Below are 21,151 nucleotides of genomic sequence, written 5' to 3'. Positions count from 1 at the left end.
GGTGTGCGATACGGGCGTTACTCGGCGGCAGGGGCCTCGGCCTCGGCAGCGGGGGCCTCGACGACGGGCTCGGTGGTGCCGGCGGCCATCTCCTCGGCCGTGATCTGCTCCTTGCCGGAGCCGGCGAGGATGGCGTCGGCGGCGAGCTCGCACATCAGCGAGACGGAGCGGATGGCGTCGTCGTTGGCGGGCACGCCGTAGTCGACCACGTCGGGGTCGGAGTTGGTGTCAAGCAGGCCGACCACGGGGACGTGCAGGCGGTTGGCCTCGCGCACGGCGATCTCCTCGCGCTTGGTGTCAACCACGAAGATGGCCTGCGGAAGGGCGGTCATGGTGCGGGCGCCGCCGAGGTTGAGCTGGAGCTTGGCGAGCTCCTTGCTCAGGACGGCCTGCTCCTTCTTGGGGAGCAGCGCCATGCGGCCGTCCTCGACCATGGCCTCGAGCTCCTCCATGCGGTTGATGCGGGTGCGGATGGTCACGAAGTTGGTGAGCATGCCGCCGAGCCAGCGCTGGTTGATGTAGGGCATGCCGCAGCGCTCGGCCTGGGTCTTGATGGCCTCCTGCGCCTGCTTCTTGGTGCCCACGAACAGGATGGTGCCGCCCTTGGCCGCGGTCTCCTTGAGGAAAGTGTAGGCACGGTCGGCGCCGATCATGGTCTGCTTGAGGTCGAGGATGTAGATGCCGTTGCGCTCGCCGAAGATGTAGGACTTCATCTTCGGGTTCCAGCGACGCGTCTGGTGGCCGTAGTGGCAGCCGGCGTCGAGCAGGGTCTGGATGGTGATCTTAGCCATGGTAACCTCCTGTGGTTGGTCCTCCGCGTGAGGTCATCCCCGCTTCGCCACCCAAGGCCTGGCTTGAGCCTGGGGCACCACGGCGGGCGGGTCGTCACGCGTGTGTGATGGTGCCGCGTGGTAACGCGACATGCCGTGCGTATGCACAACGGTTTGCTAGTATACCGGCTCCAAGACCCCCTGTCGAGCCTCAAAGCTGGGGTTTTCATGACGAGGCGGCCCTGCCGCGGGGGTGCGCCGAGCGCGCGGCGTCACGCAGGCGCTCCACGGAGAGGTGCGTGTAGATTTGGGTGGTGGAGAGGCTCTCGTGCCCAAGGAGCTCCTGCACGCTGCGAAGGTCGGCGCCGCCGTCGAGAAGCTCGGTGGCGAAGGTGTGGCGCATCGCGTGCGGGGTGAGCGAGGCGTCGAGCCCGGCGGCGGCGACGTGGCGCTCGAAGCAGGTCCTGAGCGCGTCCGCGCTCATCCGGTTGCCACGCGTGGAGAGCAGCAGCGCCCGCCCCCCCGTCCCGCCGGGACGCACGAGCCGGGGCCGTGCCTCCTCGAGGTAGCGGCGGACCCAGGAGAGGGCCGTCTCGTAGAGGGGCACGACGCGCTCCTTGGACCCCTTGCCGAAGAGGCTCACCCGGGCCCCCGCCAGGTCCACGTCGCCCACGTCGAGCCCGGAGACCTCGGAGACGCGCGCGCCCGAGGCGTAGAGCAGCTCGAGGAAGGCGCGGTCCCGCACGCCGACGGGCGTCGCGGCGTCACAGGTGGAGAGAAGCGCGACGACGTCCGCGTCGGACATGGTGCGCGGCAGGGTCCGAGAGAGCCTGGGGCTCGCGAGCGCGTCGACGACGCCCGCGCCGCAGACTCCCTCCCGCTCCATCCAGCGGTAGAGGCCCCTCAGGGCCGAGAGGTGCCTCGCGCGGGTGCGAGCGGAGTACCCGGCCCGCGTCAGCTCGGCAAGGTAGCGCCTGAACTCGGCGTGCGTGACCGCGAGCGCGTTCACCCCCGTGCGTCGGGCCCACGCCGCATATGCGAGAAGGTCGCTGCGGTAGGCGCGCACGGTGTTCTCGGAGAGCCCTCGAACCGACGAGAGGTGGCGGCAGTAGCCGTCCACGGCCGCGGCCAGTGGGTCCCTCCCGTCCGTGGAGGCGCCCGGCTCCGACCCCACGTTACTCCCCCGCCCGCGGGGCAAGGAGCTCGGGACGGGCCTCGAGGTAGGCGTCGAGGTCCCGAAGCGCCCGCCGGGCGAGCGCGGCGCGCTTCTCCGCCTTGTTGCGCGGGGCGTCCGCAAGCGGCGGCACGAGACCGAAGTTGACGTGCATGGGCTGGTAGCCCGTCGTGGCGGGATCGGTCGCATAGGCGACGAGCGAGCCGAGCGCCCCGGTGGCCGGCAGCCTCACCGCCTCGAGGCCCGTGAGCTCGCAGTAGGTGTTGAGCGCGGCGAGCAGCCCCGAGGCGATCGCCTCGACGTAGCCCTCCGTACCGGTGATCTGCCCGGCCAGCCTCGCCGACGTCCCCGGAATCTCGAAGGTCGGGCCAAGGGCGTGCGGCGCGTCCACGAAGCTGTTGCGGTGCATCACGCCGTAGCGCAGGAACTCCGCGTGCTCGAGGCCCGGAATCATCCGGAAGACGCGCCGCTGCTCGGGCCAGGTGAGGTTGGTCTGGAACCCCACGAGGTTGTAGGCGGTGCGGGCCGCGTTCTCGGCGCGCAGCTGGACCGCCGCCCACGGCCGCCTCCCGGTGCGGGGGTCGGTGAGCCCCACGGGCTTGAGCGCGCCGAAGCGCAGGGAGTCGTGCCCGGTGCGGCCGACCTCCTCGACGGGCTGGCACGCACAGAAGAGGTCGGCCTGCTCGAAGTCACGCGCGATGACGCGCTCCGCGGAGAGCAGGGCCTCCATGAAGGCGTCGTACTCCTCGTGGCCCATCGGGCAGTTAAGGTAGTCGCCGGTCGAGGGCGCGCCGTAGCGGGACTGCTCGAAGATGACGGAGCGGTCGAGCGAGTCTGCGTCCACGATCGGCGCCGCCGCGTCGAAGAAGCTCATGTTGGCGCCACCAACCGCCCTGCTCAGGGCCCCGAAGAGATCGTCTGCGCAGAGGGGTCCCGCGGCGATCACGGCGGGGCCCTCGGGCAGATCGTCAACGCGCTCGCGGACGAGCTCTATGAGCGGCTCGTCCCCCACGCGACGCGTCACCTCCTCCGAGAAGCGCTCGCGATCAACCGCGAGCGCGCCGCCGGCCGGGACCGCGCAGTCGCGCGCGCATTCCAGCAGCGCGCAGCCCATGCGGTCGAGCTCCAGCTTGAGCAGGCCGGCCGCGGTGTCCGGCTTGGTCGACTTCAGGGAGTTCGAGCAGACGAGCTCGGCGAGGCCGTCCGTGTGGTGGGCCGGCGAGCTGTGGGCGGGCCGCTGCTCCACCAGGCGAACCCTCACCCCGCGACGTGCGAGCTGCAGCGCGCACTCGCATCCCGCGAGCCCCGCTCCGACGACCGTGACGACCCGTTCCATGCAACGCTCCCTCCCGGCACCCGTCCGGGGGCGCCGTCAGATGTCCCGGCCTCAATTGTGCCCCAAGAGGTAGGACTCCGTGGGCGAGTATCTCCCGTCGGGCAGGCGCTGCGCCATTCCGCGGGCCTCGTACTCCGTGAGGGTGCGCATGACGGTGAGGACGTCCTCCCCTAGGCGCGCCGCAAGCTCGTCGGGACGTGTTGGCGAGGCGAGAAGCGCCGCCATGACGGCCCCTCCCCTCCTGTGCCCGGCCTGCCCCTCCAGGCGGGCGCACCCGAAGTCAAGCGCGATGGCCATCCCCAGAGACTGCTCGTCGGGTATGATGCGCGCCCCCTCGGCAATGAGGCGGTTGGTGCCCGCGGACTCCGGCGAGAAGATCGAGCCGGGAACGGCGTAGATCGTCCTGCCAAGCTCGACGGCGGCGTCCGCGGTCGACATGGTCCCGGAGCGGGCTCCCGCCTCGGTGACGACAAGCACCTCCGAGAGCGCGGCGATGAGCGCGTTTCTCTTGGGGAACGCCCAGCGCCGCGGTCCAGCCCCCCATCGCTCAAGCGAGACGACCGCCCCGCCCGTCTCGACGCTACCCTCGAAGACGTCTCGGGAGGACTCGGGGTAGACGACGTCCGCGCCGCAGCCGGAGACCACGACCCCGACGCCGCCCGCCTCGAGCGCCGCCGCGCCGGCGGCGTGGTCGCATCCCATGGCGCCGCCGGAGATGACGGTCACCCCGCACTCCGCCCCCACGCGCCCGGCCATGGCGGCCACGGAGAGGCCGTAGGGCGTCGCCCGGCGGGCCCCGATGACGGCGATGGCCGGCCCGAGCAGCGCCTCCGGGTTGCCGAGGCCGTATATGCGCCCGGGCGGCGAGGGGAGGTCCTCAAGTGCCGGCGGCCAGCCTTCGGAGCCGCGCTCGATGACCCACCGCGCCCCCGTTCCCTCGTGTCCCATGCCCGCCCCCTATCCCGTCATGCGTGAGCGGAATCCGAGCGCCTCCACGACATCGTCCTCGCACACGCGCTCGCGCTCGGCGAGGTCGGCTATGGTGCGCGCCACGCGTGCGACCCTCACGATCGCCCGTCCCCCGAGCGCGAGGGCGCTCGCGAGCCTCTCGAAGGCCGCCTGCGCGGCGACGTCGAGGTTGGCCGCCCGCACCGGGTCTCGTGACTCCTCGTCCCCCGAGCGCTCCTCGCGCCACGAGGCAAACGCGCGCGCCCGGGCAACCAGGGCCGCCATCTCCCGCGAGCCCATTCCCTCCTGCCCCTGGATGACCTTCGAGGTGTCGGGGCGCGCGACGTCGACCACGACGTCAATTCGGTCCATGAGCGGCCCCCCTATGCGGGACTGGTAGGCGACGACCTTGGCCGGGGCGCACGTGCACTCGTGCCCGGGGTCCCCGAGGTGCCCGCAGGGGCAGGGGTTGGCCGCGGCGACGAGCTGAAAGTCACACTGGAAGACGTAGACCCCGTCCACGCGCACGATCCTCACCTCGTGGTCCTCCATCGGCTGCCTGAGCGCCTGCAGGGAGCTGCGGGCAAACTCGGGAAGCTCGTCGAGGAAGAGCACGCCCTTGTGCGCCAGGGAGATCTCCCCGGGGATGACCGGCCTTCCGCCTCCCACGAGCCCTCCCGTCGATATCGAGTGATGCGGGGCGCGAAACGGCCGCTCGCCGCGCAGGAGGGAGTCGAGGGGCTGACCCGCGACGGAGTGCACGACGAGGGCCTCGGCCTGCTCCTGCTCGGTGAGGGGAGGAAGGATCGTCGGCAGCCGACGTGCGAGCATGGTCTTGCCCGCCCCGGGCGGCCCCACCATGAGCATGCCGTGACGCCCGGCGGCGGCGATGAGCATCGCGCGCTTCGCGAGCTCCTGGTCCACCACGTCGGAGAAGTCGACGTCCGCGCGCTCGGCCGACGTTAGGGCCTCCCCCGTCCCCCGCGGTGGTCCAAGCGCCTCGAGGCCCTCTCTGAGCTCGACGAGCGAATCAAGGCCGCAGGTGCCTTCCGCCCAGCTCCCGGAAAGCGGGCTCTGGGAGGCTATGACGAGCTCGAGCCCCCTTGAGCGCGCCAGCATCGCATAGGCCACGTCCCCGCGCACGGGGCACACGGACCCGTCGAGCGCCAGCTCGCCGACGAAGAGCCTCCCCTCGGCAACGCGGCCTGGCAGCTGTCCCGTCGCAACGAGCAGGGCGACGGCTATGGGCAGGTCAAACCCCGTTCCCGTCTTGCGCACGCCCCCCGGCGCGAGGTTGATCGTCACGTGCGCCCGGGGCAGCGTGAACCCGGAGGAGCGCAGCGCGCAGCGCACGCGGGAGCGCGCCTCGAGGACGGCCGAGTCCGGCATGCCCACCAGGTCGAGCCCCGGTATTCCACCCGAGGTGCTCACCTCGACCCTCACCAGGGACGCCTCCGAGCCGTGAAGCTGGGCCGTGGCCACGAGGGCTGAGCCGGCGCCCATCAGTCGTCCCCTCCGAACGCGTTGACGATGTGGCGCACGCGCGCCGAGCCGCCCTCGCGGACGGTGAGGGCGATGACGTCGAAGCGAATGAGGGAGACGTCGAGGTGCTCGGAGAGATAGGCCGCCGCGAGCGCGCGGTAGCGGCGGCGCTTCCTGCGGTCCACGGCCTCCTCGGGGGTCACCTCGCCGGCCTCGACCTGGCGACGCGTCTTGACCTCCACGAGCACGGTGGCGCCTTCGGCGTCGTGCGCGACGATGTCCACCTCCCCGAGGGGGCAGCGCCAGTTCCGCTCGACAATCTCCCAGCCGTGCGCGGCAAGGTAGCGCGCGGCCGCCTGCTCCCCGCGCACGCCGAGCTCTGCGCTTGAGAGCTCGGCGAGAGGCCGTGCGCCGCAGCGGCCCGCTCCCGCCTCCGTCTCGCCTGGCGGCGTCAGGCCGTCCGCCCGCGGGATGCCTGCGCCTCCCGCGTCCCGTCGCGCCTCTCCCACAGATGCCCGGATGACGCCGGGCTCCCCTTCGTCCTGCATGCCTGCCTCCCGTCTGAAAAAGGTTCTCGGAGCATGGCAGACGGGTCTTACAGTCCCCGAGCGGGGGCCTTGCCGCAGACGCGCGCCAATCTTCGCGTCAGAGCTCGCGGCAGGACGTGCTGCGACGTGCGAGGGGGTGGCCGCCGGGCGTGCGGGAGGTGACGCCGGCCCTCCCCGCCTAGAAGAGACGCATCGTCTCCAGGAAGTTTCCACAGAAGGAGGCCCGGTGGATCGGCGTGATCCCGCGCTCCCTGATGGCCTGGATGTGCTCGGCGGAGCCGTAGCCCTTGGACTCGGCGAGGTGGTAGCCCGGATACTCGCCGTCAAGGGCCACCATGAGCGCGTCTCGCGTCACCTTGGCCACGATGGAGGCGGCGGCGATGGCGGCCACCCGGGCGTCGCCCTTCACCACGCAGCGCTCGGCGGGGTGCGCGTGGACGGGGTTGCCGTCGATGAGCACGCAGTCGGGGCTCAGCCCGGTGTCGGCCACGGCGTCCGCCATCGCGCGGCGCAGGCACGTCCCCATGCCGAGCGCGTCGATGGAGGCGGGCTCGACGTGGGCGAGCCCCACCGCCACCGCCTCGTCGGCGATCCGTGCCGCGAGCACCTCGCGGCGGGCGGGGCTGAGCTGCTTCGAGTCGTTGACGCCCCAGATGACGGGCTCGTCGGGCAGGCAGACGGCCGCCACGGTGAGCGGGCCGGCCAGGGCTCCGCGGCCAACCTCGTCCACGCCCACGACCACGCCGTCGCCGCCGAGCTCACGCTGCAGGGCGTACATCGCGAGCACGCGCTCCCGCTCGGCCCGCTCGCGCTCGATGCGCCGGCGCGCCACACCCACCGCGCGCTGGACCTGCTTCCTCGGGTCCTCCGCATAGCGCTCGACGAGTCGCTCGGCCTCGTCGAGCGGGGCGTCGGTCAGCGTGGCGACGATCTCGCGCGTGGTCGCCGGGCGCGGGGCCTCTGTGGGCACGGCAATCCCTCCCGATACAAAGAAAGCCGCCCCTCGTGGGGGCGGCTCGAACGTGCGGATGACTCTGGGCTAGTCGCGCTTCTCGCGGATGCGGGCCGCCTTGCCCACGCGGTCGCGCAGGTAGTAGAGCTTGGCGCGACGGACGTCACCGTGACGGACGACCTCGAGCTTGGCGATCTTGGGGCTGTGCAGCGGGAAGGTGCGCTCGACGCCCACGGAGAAGCTGATCTTGCGGACGGTGAAGGTCTCACGGGCGCCCGCACCGCTCATACGGATGACGTCACCCTCGAAGACCTGCTCGCGGGTGCGCTCGCCCTCGACGATGCGATAGTGAACCTTGACGTGGTCGCCAACCTTGACCTCGGGGATGTCCTCGCGGATCTGCTGACGCTCGATGGCGCGGATGTAGTCCATGCTTCTTTCCTTGTCTCTAGAGGTGCCGACGCTCCCGCGAACGACACATAGGCTTACACACAGCGGTTGATTATAGGACACGCCCCTGTCTTGGGCAAGGGCGCGTCCCTCCACACAAAATATGCGAGAAGTGCCCCGGCCCCGGGACCGGCCCTAGAGGCAGAGGCCCGCGACCACCCCGGCGTCCTGGGAGGCGAGCCCCGTCGTGCCCGGGAAGCCCGTCGCCATGACCTGGTAGAAGTAGGTGGCGTCGTCGCCGGTGTAGGTGAACGGGTAGGCGCTGCGGTACCACCAGGCGACGTCCTGCCCGGCAAGGGCCTGCTGGAGCACGTGCGAGGGGTCGGAGGAGCCGGTGACTCCCGCCGCCGAGAAGTACTCGTACTGGGTGCCCTCTGCGCTTAGGAGCGCGTCGTAGGGGGCGAAGTCGATGTAGCCGGTGTAGGCGTTGGGCTCGGTCCCGTACTCGCTCGCAAACCAGTCTATGGGCCCGCACACCTCGGCTGCGGAGAACAGCCAGAGCGCGTCCTCGGTGGCGCTCACCGAGGCGGGGTCGGAGGTCACGCCGACGTTGTTGGTCAGCTTGCTCACGGGGACGAGGGCCGCGGCAAGCTCGTCGGGCAGCAGGTCGAGGCCGTCCGTGGCGAGCCAGGAGCGCAGCTCCGAGGAGCCCCAGCCGCCGTCGCTGGTGCCCGAGGAGTTCATCGGGCGCTCCGCGATCGGCGAGGTCATGAGCGTGAGGCCGGCCTTTCCAGAGCCGTCCGCGCGGTCGTCGTGCCGGATTCCCACGACGGTGAGCCGGGTCACGGACCCGTCGTCGAGCTCGAAGGTGCGCGCGGAGCCCACGGAGACGTTGTAGGTGGCGGCAACGGAGGCGCCCTCCTCGTCGGAGGGGGCGGCCGCCACGAGGTCGGCGACCTGGGAGAGCTCGTCCCAGCTGTAGTCCTGGAACGCCCGGGGAACGAGCTGGTCGTCCCTCTCGACGGCAGGGGGCGTGCCCGAGTCGGACGAGCTGACGAGCCAGACGAGGCCCGCGCCCAGCGCCACGAGGGCGATGCCCAGAACGATTGCCACGGCGGTCAGACAGCCGCCGCCACGCCTTGCCATAGTGTCCCCCTTCCCGTCGACCGGAACATGATACCCGACCCCGCGTGGGCGCGGCGCTAGCGGCGCCATGACTGCGGAATCTTCAGCTCCTCGTAGAGCCTGATGGCGTATCGGTCGGTCATGCCGGAGACGAAGTCGGCCACCTGGACGTCAGGGGCGTCGTCGTGGACGCGGTACTCCCCGGGGACCTCGTCGAGGTGGGTGACGAAGTGGTCGAAGAGGTCCTCGAGCATCGCGTAGGCCTTCGGCTCCTCCCACTTGGCGTCACCGCGCGAGTAGAGGTTCTCGAAGAGGAAGTGCCTGAGCGACATCATGGCGTCCCAGACGGGCTCGGACATGGCGACGTCGCCGGTCTGGGCGCTTCTCGTCACCACGTCGTGGACCATCGTCTCGATGCGCTCCGAGGAGCCCGTGCCAAGGGTCTCCCGCGGACCGGCGGGAAGGTCCGACTCCATGAGCAGGCCCGCACGCTTGGCGTCGTCGATGTCATGGCAGACGTAGGCGATGCGGTCGGCCAGGGCCACCACGCGCCCCTCGAGCGTGGCCGCGCGCCTGCCTCCGGTGTGGCAGCGGATGCCGTCGACGACCTCGCGGGTGAGGTTGAGCCCGGCGCCGTCGCGCTCGAGGAGCTCCACGATCCGCGCGCCCTGCTCGTTGTGGGCGAAGAGCCGCGCAGAGCCGGGCGCCTCAGGGTCGAGCCCGCGGTAGCGCGCGAGCGCGTGGCTGAGCGCCCGCTCGCCGACGTGGCCGAAGGGGGTGTGCCCGAGGTCGTGGCCGAGGGCCACTGCCTCGGTGAGGTCCTCGTTCAGGCCGAGCGGGCGGGCGATGGAGCGCGCGACCTGCGCCACCTCCAGCGTGTGGATGAGGCGGGTCCGGTAGTGGTCGCCCTCGGGGGCGAGAAAGACCTGCGTCTTGTGGGCGAGCCTCCTGAAGCTCTTGGAGTGCAGGATCCGGTCGCGGTCGCACTGGTAGCAGGTCCTGAGCGGGTCTGGCTCCTCCGGGCGGAGCCTCCCGAGCGAGGCGTCCGCAAAGGCGGCGTCCTCCGACAGGCGCTCGCGCTCGGAGCGCTCCTGGTCCTCGCGGCCTCGTACCCTCATGGTGCCTCCCCTGACGTCCTGAGCGAAAAAAGAGGGGGAAGGGACCAGGTCCCCTCCCCCGTTATAGAGCTCCTGAAGCGGGCTTGCTACTTCTCGAGCTTCTTGGGACCGCCGTTGGCGTCCATCTTGGCCTGGGCAGCCGCGAGGCGTGCGATCGGCACGCGGTACGGCGAGCAGGACACGTAGTCGAGGCCGAGGTCATAGTACATGTGGATGGACTCGGGGTCGCCGCCGGTCTCGCCGCAGACGCCGCAGACGATGTCCGGGTTGCCCTTGTGGCCGCCCTCGACGCCCATCTCGACCAGCTTGGCGACGCCCTTGTCGAGCGTGGCGAACGGGTTGGTCTTGACGATCTTCTTGTCGAGGTAGAGCGGTATGAAGGCGCTCTCGACGTCGTCACGGGAGAAGCCGAGGCCCATCTGGGTGAGGTCGTTGGTGCCGAAGGAGAAGAAGTCAGCGTGCTTGGCGATGTCCTCGCTCATGACGGCGGCGCGCGGAATCTCGATCATGGTGCCGACCGGGATGTCGAGCTCGACGCCGTAGCTCTTGGCGGTATCGGCGACGACCTCCTCGACGACCTCGCGCACCTGGGCGAGCTCCTCCTCGAAGGCCACGAGCGGGATCATGATCTCGGGCTTGGGGTCGAGGCCCTGCTGCTTGAGCTCGGCGGTGGCGGAGGCGATGGCCCTCACCTGCATGACGTTGAGGTCCGGGTAGACCAGGCCGAGGCGGCAGCCGCGCAGGCCGAGCATCGGGTTGGCCTCCTGGAAGGAGTCGAGCTTGGCGAGCAGCGCGCGCTTCTCGGTGACGTCCTTGCCGGCGTCCTCGTCGTGGGCGATCTCCACCTCGAGGGAGCGCGGGTCGTCCAGGAACTCGTGCAGGGGCGGGTCGAGCAGGCGGACGATGACGGGCATGCCGTCCATGGCCTTGAACATCTCGAGGAAGTCGCCCTTCTGGGCGGCGCCGAGCTTGTCGACGGCCTCGCGCTTGACGCTGCCGTCGTCGGCGAGGATGTAGTCCTGGATGAGCTGCTTGCGCTCGCCGAGGAACATGTGCTCGGTGCGGCACAGGCCGATGCCGGCGGCGCCGTTGTCCTTGGAGAGCTGAGCGTCGGCGGGGTTGTCCGCGTTGGCGCGCACACCGATCACGCGGCCGCGCTCCTTGTCAAGACGGATCTCGTCGGCCCACTGGAGGATGGTCTGCAGGTCACCGCCGAGCTCCGGGCGGACGAGCTTGACCTCGCCGAGGATGACCTCGCCGGTGGTGCCGTCGATGGAGATGACGTCACCCTCGTGGAGCACGACGTCGGTGCCGGCCACGGCGCAGGTCTTGTTGGCCGCGTCGATCTGGAGGGCGTCGACGCCGCAGACGCAGGGGGCGCCCATGCCACGGGCGATGACGGCCGCGTGGGACGTCTTGCCGCCGTGGGAGGTCAGGATGCCCTCGGCCGCGACCATGCCGTGCAGGTCGTCGGGCGTGGTCTCCCAGCGCACGAGGATGCAGGGCTTGCCGGCCTCGGCGTAGGCCTCGGCGTCGGCGGACGAGAAGACCACGGCGCCCACGGCCGCGCCCGGGGAGGCGTTGAGGCCCTTGGCGAGCACGTCGTACTTCTCGCTCTTGTCGAACTGCGGGTGCAGCAGCTGGTCGAGCTGCTCGGGAGCGACGCGCGCGACGGCCTGCTCCTTGGTGATGCGACCCTCGTTGTACATCTGGATGGCGACACGCAGGGCGGAGAGGGCGGTGCGCTTGCCGACACGGGTCTGGAGCATCCAGAGCTTGCCCTGCTCGATGGTGAACTCGAGGTCCATCATGTCGGCGTAGTGGTCCTCGAGAATCTCGAAGACGTGGTAGAGCTCCTTGCCCGCCCCCTCGAGGCCCGGGGTCTTGGGCAGGTCGGCGATGGGCTCGGTGTTGCGGATGCCGGCCACGACGTCCTCGCCCTGGGCGTTGACCAGGAAGTCGCCGTAGCGCTCGTTGGTGCCGTCGGCGGGGTTGCGCGTGAAGGCGACGCCGGTGGCGGAGGTGTTGCCCTTGTTGCCGAAGGCCATCACCTGGACGTTGACGGCGGTGCCGAGCTCGTCGGGGATCTTGTTCTGCTTGCGGTAGAGGATGGCGCGGTCGGTGTTCCAGGAGCCGAAGACGGCCTGCTCGGCGAGGCGCAGCTGGATGAGCGGGTCGTGCGGGAAGGCGACCTTGTCGTCAACGACGACCTCGGGGTACTTCTCGGTGTCGACGTTGTCGGCGAAGATCTTCTTGAAGGTCTCGACGAGGTCCTTGAGGTCGTCGGCATCGAGCTCGGTGTCGAGCTTGACGCCCTTCTCGGCCTTCTTAGCGTTGATGGCGTCCTCGAAGAGCTGGCCGGAGACGCCCATGACGACGTCGGAGAACATCTGGATGAAGCGACGGTAGGAGTCGTAGGCGAAGCGCGGGTTCTCGGTCTGCTTGATGAGGCCCTGGACGGAGTCGTCGTTGAGGCCGAGGTTGAGGACGGTGTCCATCATGCCCGGCATGGAGAACGGGGCGCCGGAGCGCACCGAGACGAGCAGCGGGTCCTCGGAGTCGCCGAGCTTCTTGCCCATGCGCTCCTCGAGGTCCTTGCGGTACTCGTCGATCTCGTCGAGGACGCCCTCAGGCCACACGTTGCCGGCGCTGGAGTAGGCGACGCAGGTCTGGCAGGTGATGGTGAATCCCGGAGGGACGGGAAGGCCGATGTTGGCCATCTCGGCGAGGTTTGCTCCCTTGCCGCCCGTAATCCACTTTGCCTCGTCGACGCTGGCGCCCGCGACCTCGGTCACGTTGTTGCCGTTGGCGTCAAAGCCGAAGCGGTAGACGTGCTTTTCTGCCATGTTCTCCCCTTGCTTTCTTGAGTTCCTGGCGCGCCGCGCGGGCGCGCCCCTACAAGGCCGTGCGCGCAAGGCGTTGGGCTCGCGCGCACTCAGGTCATGGTAGCAACGACGCGCACGCGGACAAGGAACTTTCGGCTATTCGGTCAGAGTGGCTAGGTAAGCGGTGAGCGGCAAAAAATAGTGGGGCCGAGCACGCACGCCCGACCCCACTGGTAGTACCATGTGATGTGATTTGGCCCTTACTGGGCAGACGCATCCTCCTTATAGACCGCGCCGATCGCGCGCGTGGGCTCCTCGCCGGTGAGCGTGGAGATGACCGTCACGGCCGGGCCGAGAAGGTCGATGGAGGGGATGCCGCGGCGGTCGAGCTCGCGGCGAATCTCCCGCCGCAGGATGCCGTTTGCGAAGGTGTGGAACACGGCGCTCGGGCGGTCCGGGTCGAAGTTCTCGTCAAAGTAGTCGCGCACGGTCTCAACGTCCTTCACGTTGGAGAGGCGCTTGATCTCCACGGAGCCGTCACCGAACTGCGCCGCCGCGGCCATCACCACGGTGTTGGCGGTTTCGCCGCGCGCGTCGGAAAGCACGTAGATGAGAGGGACGACCTGTCCGAAGACGTCGTCATCAAGATCGAGCTTGGCCATAGCGAGTCCTCCTGTACCTCTTCTGGCGAATTTCTGGGGCCGGGGCCCCGCTCCACCCTAGCTTACTTCTTGCGAGAGAGCGCGCCGATGTCGGCAACTCCCACGAAGACTTCAACGAAGCGGTTGAGTAGCCTGAGGCGGTTCTCCCTTACCGCAGTATCCTCGTCCATGACAAGGACGTCGTCGAAGAATCGGTCGATGGGCCCCTTCAGTTCGGCAAGGGCGGAGAGGGCGCCCGGGAAGTCGCGCGCGTCGAGCGCCTCGGACACCCGGCGGGAGCCGGCGTCGCAGGCGGCGAGCAGCGCGCGCTCGGCCTCGCCGAGCGGGGCCTCGTCGACCGCGGTGCCGAGGGAGGCGTCGGCCAGGTGGGCGGCACGGGCGTAGGCCTGGGCGAGGTCCTCGAAGGTCGAGCGGTCCTCGCGGCGCGCGTCCTCGAGGGCGTGGGCGCGGGCGAGAAACTCGGCGGGATCGATGACGCCGACGGAGCTCACGGCCTCGACGGTGTCGGGCGAGACGCCCTCGTCGCGGGCGATGGAGCCGAGGCGGCCCAGGAAGAAGGCGCGCACGCCCTCGACGGTCTTCTCGCGGTCGAAGGAGAGACCCTGGGCCGCATAGGCGTCGAGCGAGGCGGAGACGAGCTCGTCGAGCGCGTCGGCGGGGGCGTGGCGCAGCATGGCGATGACGCCGATGGCGCTGCGGCGGACGGCGAAGGGGTCGGAGGAGCCGGTCGGCGGCTGGTCGATCGCGAACATGCCACAGATGGTGTCGAGCTTGTCGGAGACGGCCACTGCCACGCCGACGGGGCCGGACGGGGCGTCGTCGCCGGCGAAGCGCGGGCGGTACTGGTCGCGAATGGCCTCGCAGACCTCGGCGGGCTCGCCGGCCGCCGCCGCGTAGTAGCCGCCCATGACGCCCTGCTGGCTCGTGAACTCCACGACGGCCTGGGTGACGAGGTCGGCCTTGGCGAGGCGCGCCGCGCGGCCGGCCATGGCCACGTGCTCGTCGTCAAGCGCCAGGGAGCGGCGCGACACCTCGGGCGCGAGGCGCTCCATGCGCTCGGCCTTCTGGAGCATCGTGCCGAGCTTCTCCTGGAAGGTGACCTCGCCGAGGCGCGGCAGGTAGTCCTCGAGCGGGCGCTTGAGGTCCTCCTCGTAGAAGAACTTGGCGTCGTCGAGGCGGGCGCGCACCACGCGCTCGTTGCCGTCGATGACGCGGGCGCTGTTCCTCGGGCGCGTGTTGGAGACGACCACGAACTCGCGCGTGAGGTTGCCGTCCGCGTCGTAGATCGGGAAGTAGCGCTGGTTGGAGAGCATCGACTCGCAGATGATCTCGTGCGGGACCTCGAGGAACTCCTCGTCGAAGGTGCCCACGAGCACCGTCGGCCACTCGCAGAGGTTCACGACCTCGTCGAGGACCTTCCTCGGCGTGTCGACGTGCGCCCCGCCGCGCGCCGCCTCCACGGCGGCGATGCCCTCGGCGATGGCGGTGCGGCGGCGCTCCTCGGAGAGCACGCCGGCGGACTCCAGGACCGACTCGTAGGCGGCCGGCTCGGCGACGACGTGCTCGCCCGGCCCCAGGACGCGGTGGCCGCGGGTGGTGTTGCCGCTCGTGACGTCGGCGTAGCGCACGGGCACGACCTCGCTGCCGAGCAGGGCGCAGATCCAGCGGATCGGGCGGACGAAGGTCTGGTGCTCGGAGCCCCAGCGCTGGCTGCGGTAGTTCGGCCACTCGAGGGAGCCGATCACGCGCTCGCAGAGCGCAGAGAGGATCGGCATCGCGGGGGCGGAGGGGACGTTGCGCTCGGCGAAGACGTACTCGCGCCCGTCGTCGTCGACGCGACGCACGAGGTCGGCGGCCGTCGCGCCGAACTTGCGGGCGAAGCCCTCGGCCGCCTTGGTCGGCGCGCCGGACTCGTCGAAGGCGATCTGCGCGGCCGGGCCGCGACGCACCTCGTGGATCTCCTCGGTCTGGCAGGCCACGCCCTCGACGATAACGGCGAGACGGCGCGGGGTGGAGATCACGCGCGCGGCGCCGTAGGAGAGCCCCGCCTCGTCGAGGCCGCGCGTCACCAGGGGGCCGAGCTGCTTGACGGCGTTCATGAGCGGCGCCGAGGGCATCTCCTCGCAGCCGATCTCCAGCAGGAAGTCACGGGTCTCGGCCATCTAGGCCACCTCCCCCTTCTTGGTCTTCTCGCCCGCGGCGGCAACCTCTGCGAGGTAGGCCTCACAGCACGCCTTGGCGACGGCGCGGACGCGCAGGATGTAGTTGGCGCGCTCGACGGCGGAGAGGGCCCCGCGAGCGTCGAGCAGGTTGAAGGCGTGGCTGCACTTCATCACGCAGTCATAGGCCGGCAGCGGCAGGCGCGCCTCGAGGCACGAGTGGCACTCGCGCTCGTAGTCGTCGAACTTTTCCCGCATCATCTCCACGTTGGCGACCTCGAAGTTGTAGGCGGAGAACTCGCGCTCGTTCTCGAGGAAGACGTCGCCGTAGGTCATGGGGCTGCCGTCGGGCAGGTAGCTCCAGACGAGGTCGTAGACGGAGTCGACGCCCTGGATGTACATCGCGATGCGCTCCAGGCCATAGGTGATCTCCACCGGGACCGGGTCGACCTCGATGCCGCCCACCTGCTGGAAGTAGGTGAACTGCGTGACCTCCATGCCGTTCAGCCACACCTCCCAGCCAAGCCCCCAGGCGCCGAGCGTGGGGCTCTCCCAGTCGTCCTCGACGAAGCGGACGTCGTGCTCCATGGGGTCGAGCCCGATGGCCGCAAGCGACCCCAGGTAGAGGTCCTGCGAGTCGGCCGGCGACGGCTTGAGCAGCACCTGGAACTGGTAGTAGTGCTGCAGGCGGTTGGGGTTCTCGCCGTAGCGACCGTCGGCCGGGCGGCGGCACGGCTGCGGATAGCAGGTGCGCCAGGCGTCGGGGCCGAGCGACCGCAGGGTCGTCGCGGTGTGGAAGGTGCCGGCGCCGACCTCGGAGTCGTAGGGCTGCATGACGGTGCAGCCCTGAGCGGCCCAGTAGCGCTCCAGCTCGAAGATCATGTCCTGGAACGTCAGCACGGATTGGCTCATGTTCGTCCCTTCTTCCCGCCGCGCGGCCTAGAGCGTGCCCACGTGCGAGAGCGGCCAGTAGATGAAAAGCACCCTCGATGTTACGTCATCGACGGGGATGGGTCCGAAGAAACGGGAGTCCTTGGAGTTGGTGCGGTTGTCGCCCATGACCCAGACCTCCCCCTCCGGGACCGTGTAGGGGTAGGTTATGCCCGCCGACCCGGCGAGGCCGGAGAGCGAGTCGGAACGCTCCGGCGCTCCGGTGTCGTCGTCGAGGCGCACGTAGGGCTCGTCCAGCGGGGCACCGTCCACGTAGACGCGGCCGTCCACCAGGTCGACCGTCTGCCCGCCCACAGCGATCACGCGCTTGACGAGCGTCTCCCCCACGGCAAGGGGGCTGTCGAAGGTCACGACGTCGCCGGGGTTGGGGTCGTCCAGGGCAAGCGTCACCCGCTCGCCGAGGATGAGGTCCCCCTCGTGGATGGAGTCGAGCATGGAGCCGGACGGTACGTAGTACGCGCCGATGACGAAGGTACGCAGCAGCAGCGCGCCGACGAGGCCGGCCACGAGCACCCAGACGAGCCAGAGGCTCCCCTCGTCGCGCCGCCCCCTCTCCACGTCCTCACTGAAGTGGCGAGCCATCGCCTGCCCCCTCCCCCGTCCGCTCGGCACGGACGCGACGCGCAAGCTCGCGCTCCTCGTCGGTGAGCTCGGCGCCCACCAGCAGGTCGGGCCGCCAGCGCGCCGTGCGCTCGACCGAGCTCTGACGCCGCCAGGCGTCCACCCTGCCGTGGTCCCCTGAGAGCAGGACCTCGGGCACGCCCACGCCCCGGAAGCTCGCCGGGCGCGTGTACTGCGCGTACTCAAGCAGCCCCGAGGGCGAGAAGGACTCGTCCACGGCGCTCATGTCGTCCCCGAGCGCCCCGGGCAGCAGGCGCGCGACGGCGTCGATCACCACGAGCGCGGCGAGCTCGCCGCCGGTCAGCACGTAGTCGCCCACGCTCAGGACCTCGTCGGCGAGGGCGTAGACGCGCTCGTCCATCCCCTCGTAGCGGCCGCAGACGAAGAGCAGCCGCTCCTCGTGAGAGAGCCGCTCGGCGGCCCGCTCGTCGAAGGGCGCCCCGCATGGCGAGAAGAACACGACGTGCGGGCGGGCCGTGCCGCGCGCGGAGAGGTCCTCGACGGCCTCGAAGATCGGCTCGGGCTTCATGAGCATGCCCTGGCCCCCGCCGAAGGGGGCGTCGTCGACGGTGCGATGGCGGTCATGGGTCCACTCGCGCAGGTCGTGGGCGGCAAACTCGAAGACGCCGGCGCGGCGTGCCCGCCCGAGCACCGAGGCGTCGAGATAGGGGTCGAAGACCTCGGGTATGACGGAGACGGCCTCGAAGATCATCTGCGACCAGCGCCCTCCCACGTGAGGCCGGCCGGGACGCGCACCTGGATGGCGCCCTCCTCCGGAACCTCCCTCACCACCGCGTCGATCACGGGCAGCAGCAGCTCCCCGCGCGCTCCGCGCACGACCCAGACGTCGTTTGCCGGACCGCTCATGACCTCGGAGATCTCGCCAAGCACCTCGTCGCCCTCTGCCACCTCGCGCCCGACGAGGCGCCCGGCGTCGTGCAGGGCGAGGTCTACCGGGAGGTCCTTCTCGCTGGCGAGGAGGTAGCGCCCGACGAGGGCCTCGGCCTCGCCGAGGGACGCGCAGCCCAAGAGGGACACGAGGTCCCCGGAGCGGTCGTCATGAGAGCACGAGGCGACGGTGTGCCAGCGGGAGCCCGTGAGCTCGGGAGGCACCACGGCGACGCGCAGCCCCTCGCGAACAAGAGAGGGAAGGCCGTGGACGGGAACCGTCACGACCTCCCCTCGCCTCCCGTGGGCCTTGGCCACGCGGGCTATGCAGCGATACGTCTCGCGCATGAATCCTTAGCCTATGACCTCTACCTCGACCGAGGTGCCCACGCGCTGCCCGAGGGCGCGCGCGAGCGTGCGAATCGCCTTGATGGTGCGGCCCTTGCGCCCGATGACGCGACCGGCGTCCTCCTCGGAGCAGCTGACCTCGATCAGCGCGCCCTCGTCCCCGTCGGTCACGTCAAGGGAGACGGCGCCCTGGTCGTCGACGAGGCCGCAGACGATGTACTCGACGAGGTCCGCCACGCGGTCGGAGGGGAGCTCGGTCTCCTCCTCCGGCCCCACGAGCTCTTCGTCGGTGGTCTCCATGGGGGCCTGCCTACTCGGCGTCAGCCTCGGCCTCAGCGGCCTCGGCGGCCGCGGCGGCCTTGGCGGCAGCCTTCTTCGAGATCTTGACCTTCTTCTCGACCTCGGGCTTCTCGCCGCGGGCGATCTCGATGAGGTGGGAGACGGCGCTGGTGGGCTGGGCGCCCTTGGCGATCCACTCGTCGACCTTCTCGAGGTTGATGTCAATCACCTTGGGGTCGGTCAGCGGGTTGTAGCGGCCGACCAGCTCGATGTAGCGGCCGTCGCGCGGCATGCGGCCGTCGGCGACGACGACGCGATAGTACGGACGCTTCTTGGCACCGTGACGGGCCAGGCGAATCTTGACTGCCAATGAAAACTCCTCCATACGTGCGGTGCGCGTGGCTATAGGTAGTTGGCCGCACCGCTAGGCCACAAAACAGTTATCTATCATACGACTCTTCAAAGGTGCCGCAAGGTGCAGTTTTTGTGAACGTCAGGCCAGAAGCCCTGAGCGCGCGGTGGCCATTCAGATGAAATTCAGGGGCGGTGGGTAGGATAGCAGCGAGAACGAGCACCCGCCCGGCTCACGCCATGATCGGAGGAACGCCCATGAACATACTGGTCGTAGAGGACGAGCGCAACCTTGCGGACGCCATCGTCCACATCCTCGAGGGGGACTCCTACCACGCCGAGGCCGTCTACGACGGCAAGGCGGGCCTGAGGGCGGCGCTGTCCGGCTCCTACGACGCCGTGGTGCTTGACATGATGCTTCCCGGCATGGACGGCTGCGAGCTCGTCCACGAGATGCGCCGCCAGGGCGTCTCGGTGCCGGTGCTGCTGCTGACCGCGCGCACCTCCACCGAGGACAAGGTCCGCGGCCTCGACGCCGGGGCGGACGACTACATGACCAAGCCCTTCGAGGCGCCCGAGCTCCTCGCCCGCCTGCGCGCCATCACCCGTCGTCGCGGAGACGTGATGCTCGACGAGATCACCTTTGCAGACGTCAAGCTCGACCTGGCCACCCACGACCTCTCCTGCGGCGACGCCTCCGTGCACCTGTCCGGCAAGGAGTTCGAGGTGATGAGCATCCTCATGAGCTCGAACGCCCGCGTCGTCTCCAAGCAGGACCTGCTCGCCCGCGTCTGGGGCAGCTCTGACGCCTCCGAGAACTCCGTGGAGGCCTACGTCTCCTTCCTGCGCAAGAAGCTCGCCCACATCGGCTCGAAGGTCCAGATCACCACGCTGAGGATGCTCGGCTACCGCCTCGAGGTCTTCGGCGCGTAGGCCCCGGCAGAGAGGGGCCCCGGTGCTCGCACGGCTTCGCAGGGAGCTCATAGCCATCACGATGGCGCTCGTGGGCCTGGTGCTCGCGGGCGTGCTCGGCTTCTCCCTGCTCTCCAACGCCGCGACCCTCCACGCGCAGACCGCCAAGGTGCTCCAGCGCGCCCTGGCGGGCGACATCCAGAACGCCGAGCTCGGCGACGTCACCGGCGAGCAGGGCGCAGACGTCGCCCTCACCATCACACTTGACCTCTACTGGGACGGCACCACCGGGATGCGCAGCAACCACCTCCTGAGCGTCCCCGACTCCACGCTGAGCGACGTGCTCGTGGAGGTGCTCTCGAGCTCCTCGGACGAGGGGCACAGCGAGGACTACCCCATCTCGTGGGCGCGCTCGCGCCATGCCTGGGGCTGGCGCGTGGCGCTCGTGGACACCTACACGCGTGACGCGACCTTGCGCGCCCAGGCCATAAGCGACCTCGTGATCTTCCTCGTTTCGATGGGGGCGCTCTTCGTGGTGGCCTACCTCCTGTCCGGGTGGGCGCTCAGGCCCGTCGAGCGCGCCTGGGAGCAGCAGCGCCGCTTCGTCTCCGACGCCTCCCACGAGCTCAAGACCCCGCTTGCGGTGATCCTGGCGAACACCCAGATCCTCGAGGCGGACGGGGGCGTGCCTAAGGAGGCCCGCCGCTGGGTGCACAGCACCTCGGAGGAGGTCACGCACATGAAGGGGCTCGTGGAGGACCTGCTCACGCTCGCGCGCGCCGACGAGCAGGAGGCCTCCGGCACGCGGTCTGCGGGCGCCTCCCAGGCGGTCGACCTGAGCGCGCTCGTCTCCGGCTGCGCGCTCGAGTTCGACGCGGTGGCCTTCGAGCGGGGCTGCTCGATCGAGTGCGCGCTCGCCGACGGCGTCACCGTGACCGGGGACCCCGAGCAGCTGCGGCGCGTGGTGCGCACGCTGCTCGACAACGCGACCAAGTACGCCGACCGCGGCACGCCGGTCCGCGTGGGCCTCTCCCGCGAGGGGCGCCGGGCGCGCCTCACCGTTAACAACCGCGGGGAGACGATTGCGCCCGAGGACCTCGCGCACCTCTTCGACCGCTTCTACCGCACCGACGACGCGCGCGAGCGCCAGTCCTCGGGCGGCTTCGGGCTCGGGCTCGCCATCGCCAAGAGCCTCGTCGAGTCCATGGGCGGAAAGATCTCGGCGCGCTCCACCGATGCCAACGGCACCACCTTCGAGGTCACCCTCTAGGCGAGAAGGGCCTCGGGCCCGCCGCCGCGCCCACCGCCGTAC

21 protein-coding genes are annotated in these 21,151 nt (G+C 70.1%); 2 read left to right on the top strand and 19 right to left on the bottom strand.

The window, feature by feature from the left end:
- Positions 1-17 precede the first annotated feature (17 nt).
- From rpsB to rpsP, 19 genes are all read right to left on the bottom strand, one after another.
- On the bottom strand, positions 18-791 hold the full coding sequence (gene rpsB / locus H9X80_RS00920; protein ID WP_204792468.1) for a 30S ribosomal protein S2: 774 nt from the start codon (positions 789-791) through the stop codon (positions 18-20).
- A 205-nt stretch (positions 792-996) separates the two neighbouring features.
- On the bottom strand, positions 997-1,944 hold the full coding sequence (locus H9X80_RS00915) for a tyrosine recombinase XerC (protein WP_342590837.1): 948 nt from the start codon (positions 1,942-1,944) through the stop codon (positions 997-999).
- A 1-nt stretch (position 1,945) separates the two neighbouring features.
- Entirely contained in the window at positions 1,946-3,280 is a 1,335-nt protein-coding gene (gene trmFO / locus H9X80_RS00910; RefSeq protein ID WP_204792467.1) for a methylenetetrahydrofolate--tRNA-(uracil(54)-C(5))-methyltransferase (FADH(2)-oxidizing) TrmFO, read from the bottom strand.
- A gap of 51 nt (positions 3,281-3,331) precedes the next feature.
- On the bottom strand, positions 3,332-4,228 hold the full coding sequence (locus H9X80_RS00905) for a DNA-processing protein DprA (RefSeq protein WP_204792465.1): 897 nt from the start codon (positions 4,226-4,228) through the stop codon (positions 3,332-3,334).
- A gap of 9 nt (positions 4,229-4,237) precedes the next feature.
- Complete coding sequence (locus H9X80_RS00900) at positions 4,238-5,731, bottom strand: YifB family Mg chelatase-like AAA ATPase (protein WP_204792464.1); 1,494 nt, start codon at positions 5,729-5,731, stop codon at positions 4,238-4,240.
- Positions 5,731-6,258 (bottom strand): YraN family protein, encoded by a 528-nt coding sequence (locus H9X80_RS00895; protein ID WP_204792463.1) that lies wholly within the window; start codon positions 6,256-6,258, stop codon positions 5,731-5,733. The genes H9X80_RS00900 and H9X80_RS00895 overlap by 1 nt, the downstream gene beginning before the upstream one ends.
- 178 nt (positions 6,259-6,436) lie before the next feature.
- Positions 6,437-7,228, bottom strand: a complete 792-nt coding sequence (locus H9X80_RS00890) for a ribonuclease HII (protein WP_204792461.1) — start codon at positions 7,226-7,228, stop codon at positions 6,437-6,439.
- A gap of 69 nt (positions 7,229-7,297) precedes the next feature.
- The gene (gene rplS / locus H9X80_RS00885; RefSeq protein WP_204792460.1) at positions 7,298-7,642 is read right to left on the bottom strand and encodes a 50S ribosomal protein L19; all 345 of its coding nucleotides are present in this window, start codon (positions 7,640-7,642) and stop codon (positions 7,298-7,300) included.
- 153 nt (positions 7,643-7,795) lie between these two features.
- Entirely contained in the window at positions 7,796-8,746 is a 951-nt protein-coding gene (locus H9X80_RS00880; protein ID WP_204792458.1) for a DUF6273 domain-containing protein, read from the bottom strand.
- 56 nt (positions 8,747-8,802) lie between these two features.
- The gene (locus H9X80_RS00875) at positions 8,803-9,843 is read right to left on the bottom strand and encodes a deoxyguanosinetriphosphate triphosphohydrolase (RefSeq protein ID WP_204792456.1); all 1,041 of its coding nucleotides are present in this window, start codon (positions 9,841-9,843) and stop codon (positions 8,803-8,805) included.
- Between the two features lie 86 nt (positions 9,844-9,929).
- The gene (gene ppdK, locus H9X80_RS00870; RefSeq protein WP_204792455.1) at positions 9,930-12,689 is read right to left on the bottom strand and encodes a pyruvate, phosphate dikinase; all 2,760 of its coding nucleotides are present in this window, start codon (positions 12,687-12,689) and stop codon (positions 9,930-9,932) included.
- A 239-nt stretch (positions 12,690-12,928) separates the two neighbouring features.
- Entirely contained in the window at positions 12,929-13,330 is a 402-nt protein-coding gene (locus H9X80_RS00865) for a kinase/pyrophosphorylase (protein WP_204792454.1), read from the bottom strand.
- A gap of 62 nt (positions 13,331-13,392) precedes the next feature.
- The gene (gene glyS / locus H9X80_RS00860) at positions 13,393-15,492 is read right to left on the bottom strand and encodes a glycine--tRNA ligase subunit beta (RefSeq protein ID WP_204792453.1); all 2,100 of its coding nucleotides are present in this window, start codon (positions 15,490-15,492) and stop codon (positions 13,393-13,395) included.
- A complete protein-coding gene (locus H9X80_RS00855) occupies positions 15,493-16,401 on the bottom strand; it encodes a glycine--tRNA ligase subunit alpha (RefSeq protein WP_204792452.1) in 909 nt (302 codons plus the stop codon).
- Positions 16,402-16,428: 27 nt separating this feature from the next.
- Entirely contained in the window at positions 16,429-17,022 is a 594-nt protein-coding gene (gene lepB / locus H9X80_RS00850; protein ID WP_204792451.1) for a signal peptidase I, read from the bottom strand.
- Complete coding sequence (gene trmD / locus H9X80_RS00845) at positions 17,003-17,773, bottom strand: tRNA (guanosine(37)-N1)-methyltransferase TrmD (protein WP_204792450.1); 771 nt, start codon at positions 17,771-17,773, stop codon at positions 17,003-17,005. The genes lepB and trmD overlap by 20 nt, the downstream gene beginning before the upstream one ends.
- Positions 17,770-18,297 (bottom strand): ribosome maturation factor RimM, encoded by a 528-nt coding sequence (locus H9X80_RS00840; RefSeq protein WP_204792449.1) that lies wholly within the window; start codon positions 18,295-18,297, stop codon positions 17,770-17,772. Before H9X80_RS00840 ends, trmD begins: the two co-directional genes overlap by 4 nt.
- A 6-nt stretch (positions 18,298-18,303) precedes the next feature.
- The gene (locus H9X80_RS00835; protein ID WP_204792448.1) at positions 18,304-18,597 is read right to left on the bottom strand and encodes a KH domain-containing protein; all 294 of its coding nucleotides are present in this window, start codon (positions 18,595-18,597) and stop codon (positions 18,304-18,306) included.
- A 10-nt stretch (positions 18,598-18,607) separates the two neighbouring features.
- Complete coding sequence (gene rpsP, locus H9X80_RS00830) at positions 18,608-18,946, bottom strand: 30S ribosomal protein S16 (RefSeq protein WP_204792447.1); 339 nt, start codon at positions 18,944-18,946, stop codon at positions 18,608-18,610.
- A 239-nt stretch (positions 18,947-19,185) separates the two neighbouring features.
- Between rpsP and H9X80_RS00825 the strand changes: the two genes are divergently transcribed.
- Positions 19,186-19,860 (top strand): response regulator transcription factor, encoded by a 675-nt coding sequence (locus tag H9X80_RS00825; RefSeq protein WP_204792446.1) that lies wholly within the window; start codon positions 19,186-19,188, stop codon positions 19,858-19,860.
- A gap of 22 nt (positions 19,861-19,882) precedes the next feature.
- Complete coding sequence (locus H9X80_RS09315; RefSeq protein WP_204792445.1) at positions 19,883-21,109, top strand: ATP-binding protein; 1,227 nt, start codon at positions 19,883-19,885, stop codon at positions 21,107-21,109.
- Positions 21,110-21,151 lie beyond the last annotated feature (42 nt).

This window comes from Olsenella profusa (genome assembly GCF_016900315.1).
Taxonomy (GTDB): domain Bacteria; phylum Actinomycetota; class Coriobacteriia; order Coriobacteriales; family Atopobiaceae; genus Thermophilibacter; species Thermophilibacter profusus_A.
The sequence above is the reverse complement of the archived record's forward strand: the minus strand, read 5'-3'. Positions and strand labels throughout refer to the sequence as shown.

Excerpts from the sequence above, each read along its gene's own strand:
- H9X80_RS00880 (WP_204792458.1), bottom strand. The coding sequence starts at position 8,746 with ATGGCAAGGCGTGGCGGCGGCTGTCTGACCGCCGTGGCAATCGTTCTG.
- trmFO (WP_204792467.1), bottom strand. The coding sequence starts at position 3,280 with ATGGAACGGGTCGTCACGGTCGTCGGAGCGGGGCTCGCGGGATGCGAG.
- H9X80_RS00825 (WP_204792446.1), top strand. The coding sequence starts at position 19,186 with ATGAACATACTGGTCGTAGAGGACGAGCGCAACCTTGCGGACGCCATC.
- H9X80_RS00835 (WP_204792448.1), bottom strand. The coding sequence starts at position 18,597 with ATGGAGACCACCGACGAAGAGCTCGTGGGGCCGGAGGAGGAGACCGAG.
- H9X80_RS00905 (WP_204792465.1), bottom strand. The coding sequence starts at position 4,228 with ATGGGACACGAGGGAACGGGGGCGCGGTGGGTCATCGAGCGCGGCTCC.
- rplS (WP_204792460.1), bottom strand. The coding sequence starts at position 7,642 with ATGGACTACATCCGCGCCATCGAGCGTCAGCAGATCCGCGAGGACATC.
- H9X80_RS00840 (WP_204792449.1), bottom strand. The coding sequence starts at position 18,297 with ATGCGCGAGACGTATCGCTGCATAGCCCGCGTGGCCAAGGCCCACGGG.
- H9X80_RS00865 (WP_204792454.1), bottom strand. The coding sequence starts at position 13,330 with ATGGCCAAGCTCGATCTTGATGACGACGTCTTCGGACAGGTCGTCCCT.
- trmD (WP_204792450.1), bottom strand. The coding sequence starts at position 17,773 with ATGATCTTCGAGGCCGTCTCCGTCATACCCGAGGTCTTCGACCCCTAT.
- ppdK (WP_204792455.1), bottom strand. The coding sequence starts at position 12,689 with ATGGCAGAAAAGCACGTCTACCGCTTCGGCTTTGACGCCAACGGCAAC.
- H9X80_RS00875 (WP_204792456.1), bottom strand. The coding sequence starts at position 9,843 with ATGAGGGTACGAGGCCGCGAGGACCAGGAGCGCTCCGAGCGCGAGCGC.
- H9X80_RS00855 (WP_204792452.1), bottom strand. The coding sequence starts at position 16,401 with ATGAGCCAATCCGTGCTGACGTTCCAGGACATGATCTTCGAGCTGGAG.
- lepB (WP_204792451.1), bottom strand. The coding sequence starts at position 17,022 with ATGGCTCGCCACTTCAGTGAGGACGTGGAGAGGGGGCGGCGCGACGAG.
- rpsB (WP_204792468.1), bottom strand. The coding sequence starts at position 791 with ATGGCTAAGATCACCATCCAGACCCTGCTCGACGCCGGCTGCCACTAC.
- H9X80_RS00900 (WP_204792464.1), bottom strand. The coding sequence starts at position 5,731 with ATGGGCGCCGGCTCAGCCCTCGTGGCCACGGCCCAGCTTCACGGCTCG.
- glyS (WP_204792453.1), bottom strand. The coding sequence starts at position 15,492 with ATGGCCGAGACCCGTGACTTCCTGCTGGAGATCGGCTGCGAGGAGATG.
- H9X80_RS00895 (WP_204792463.1), bottom strand. The coding sequence starts at position 6,258 with ATGCAGGACGAAGGGGAGCCCGGCGTCATCCGGGCATCTGTGGGAGAG.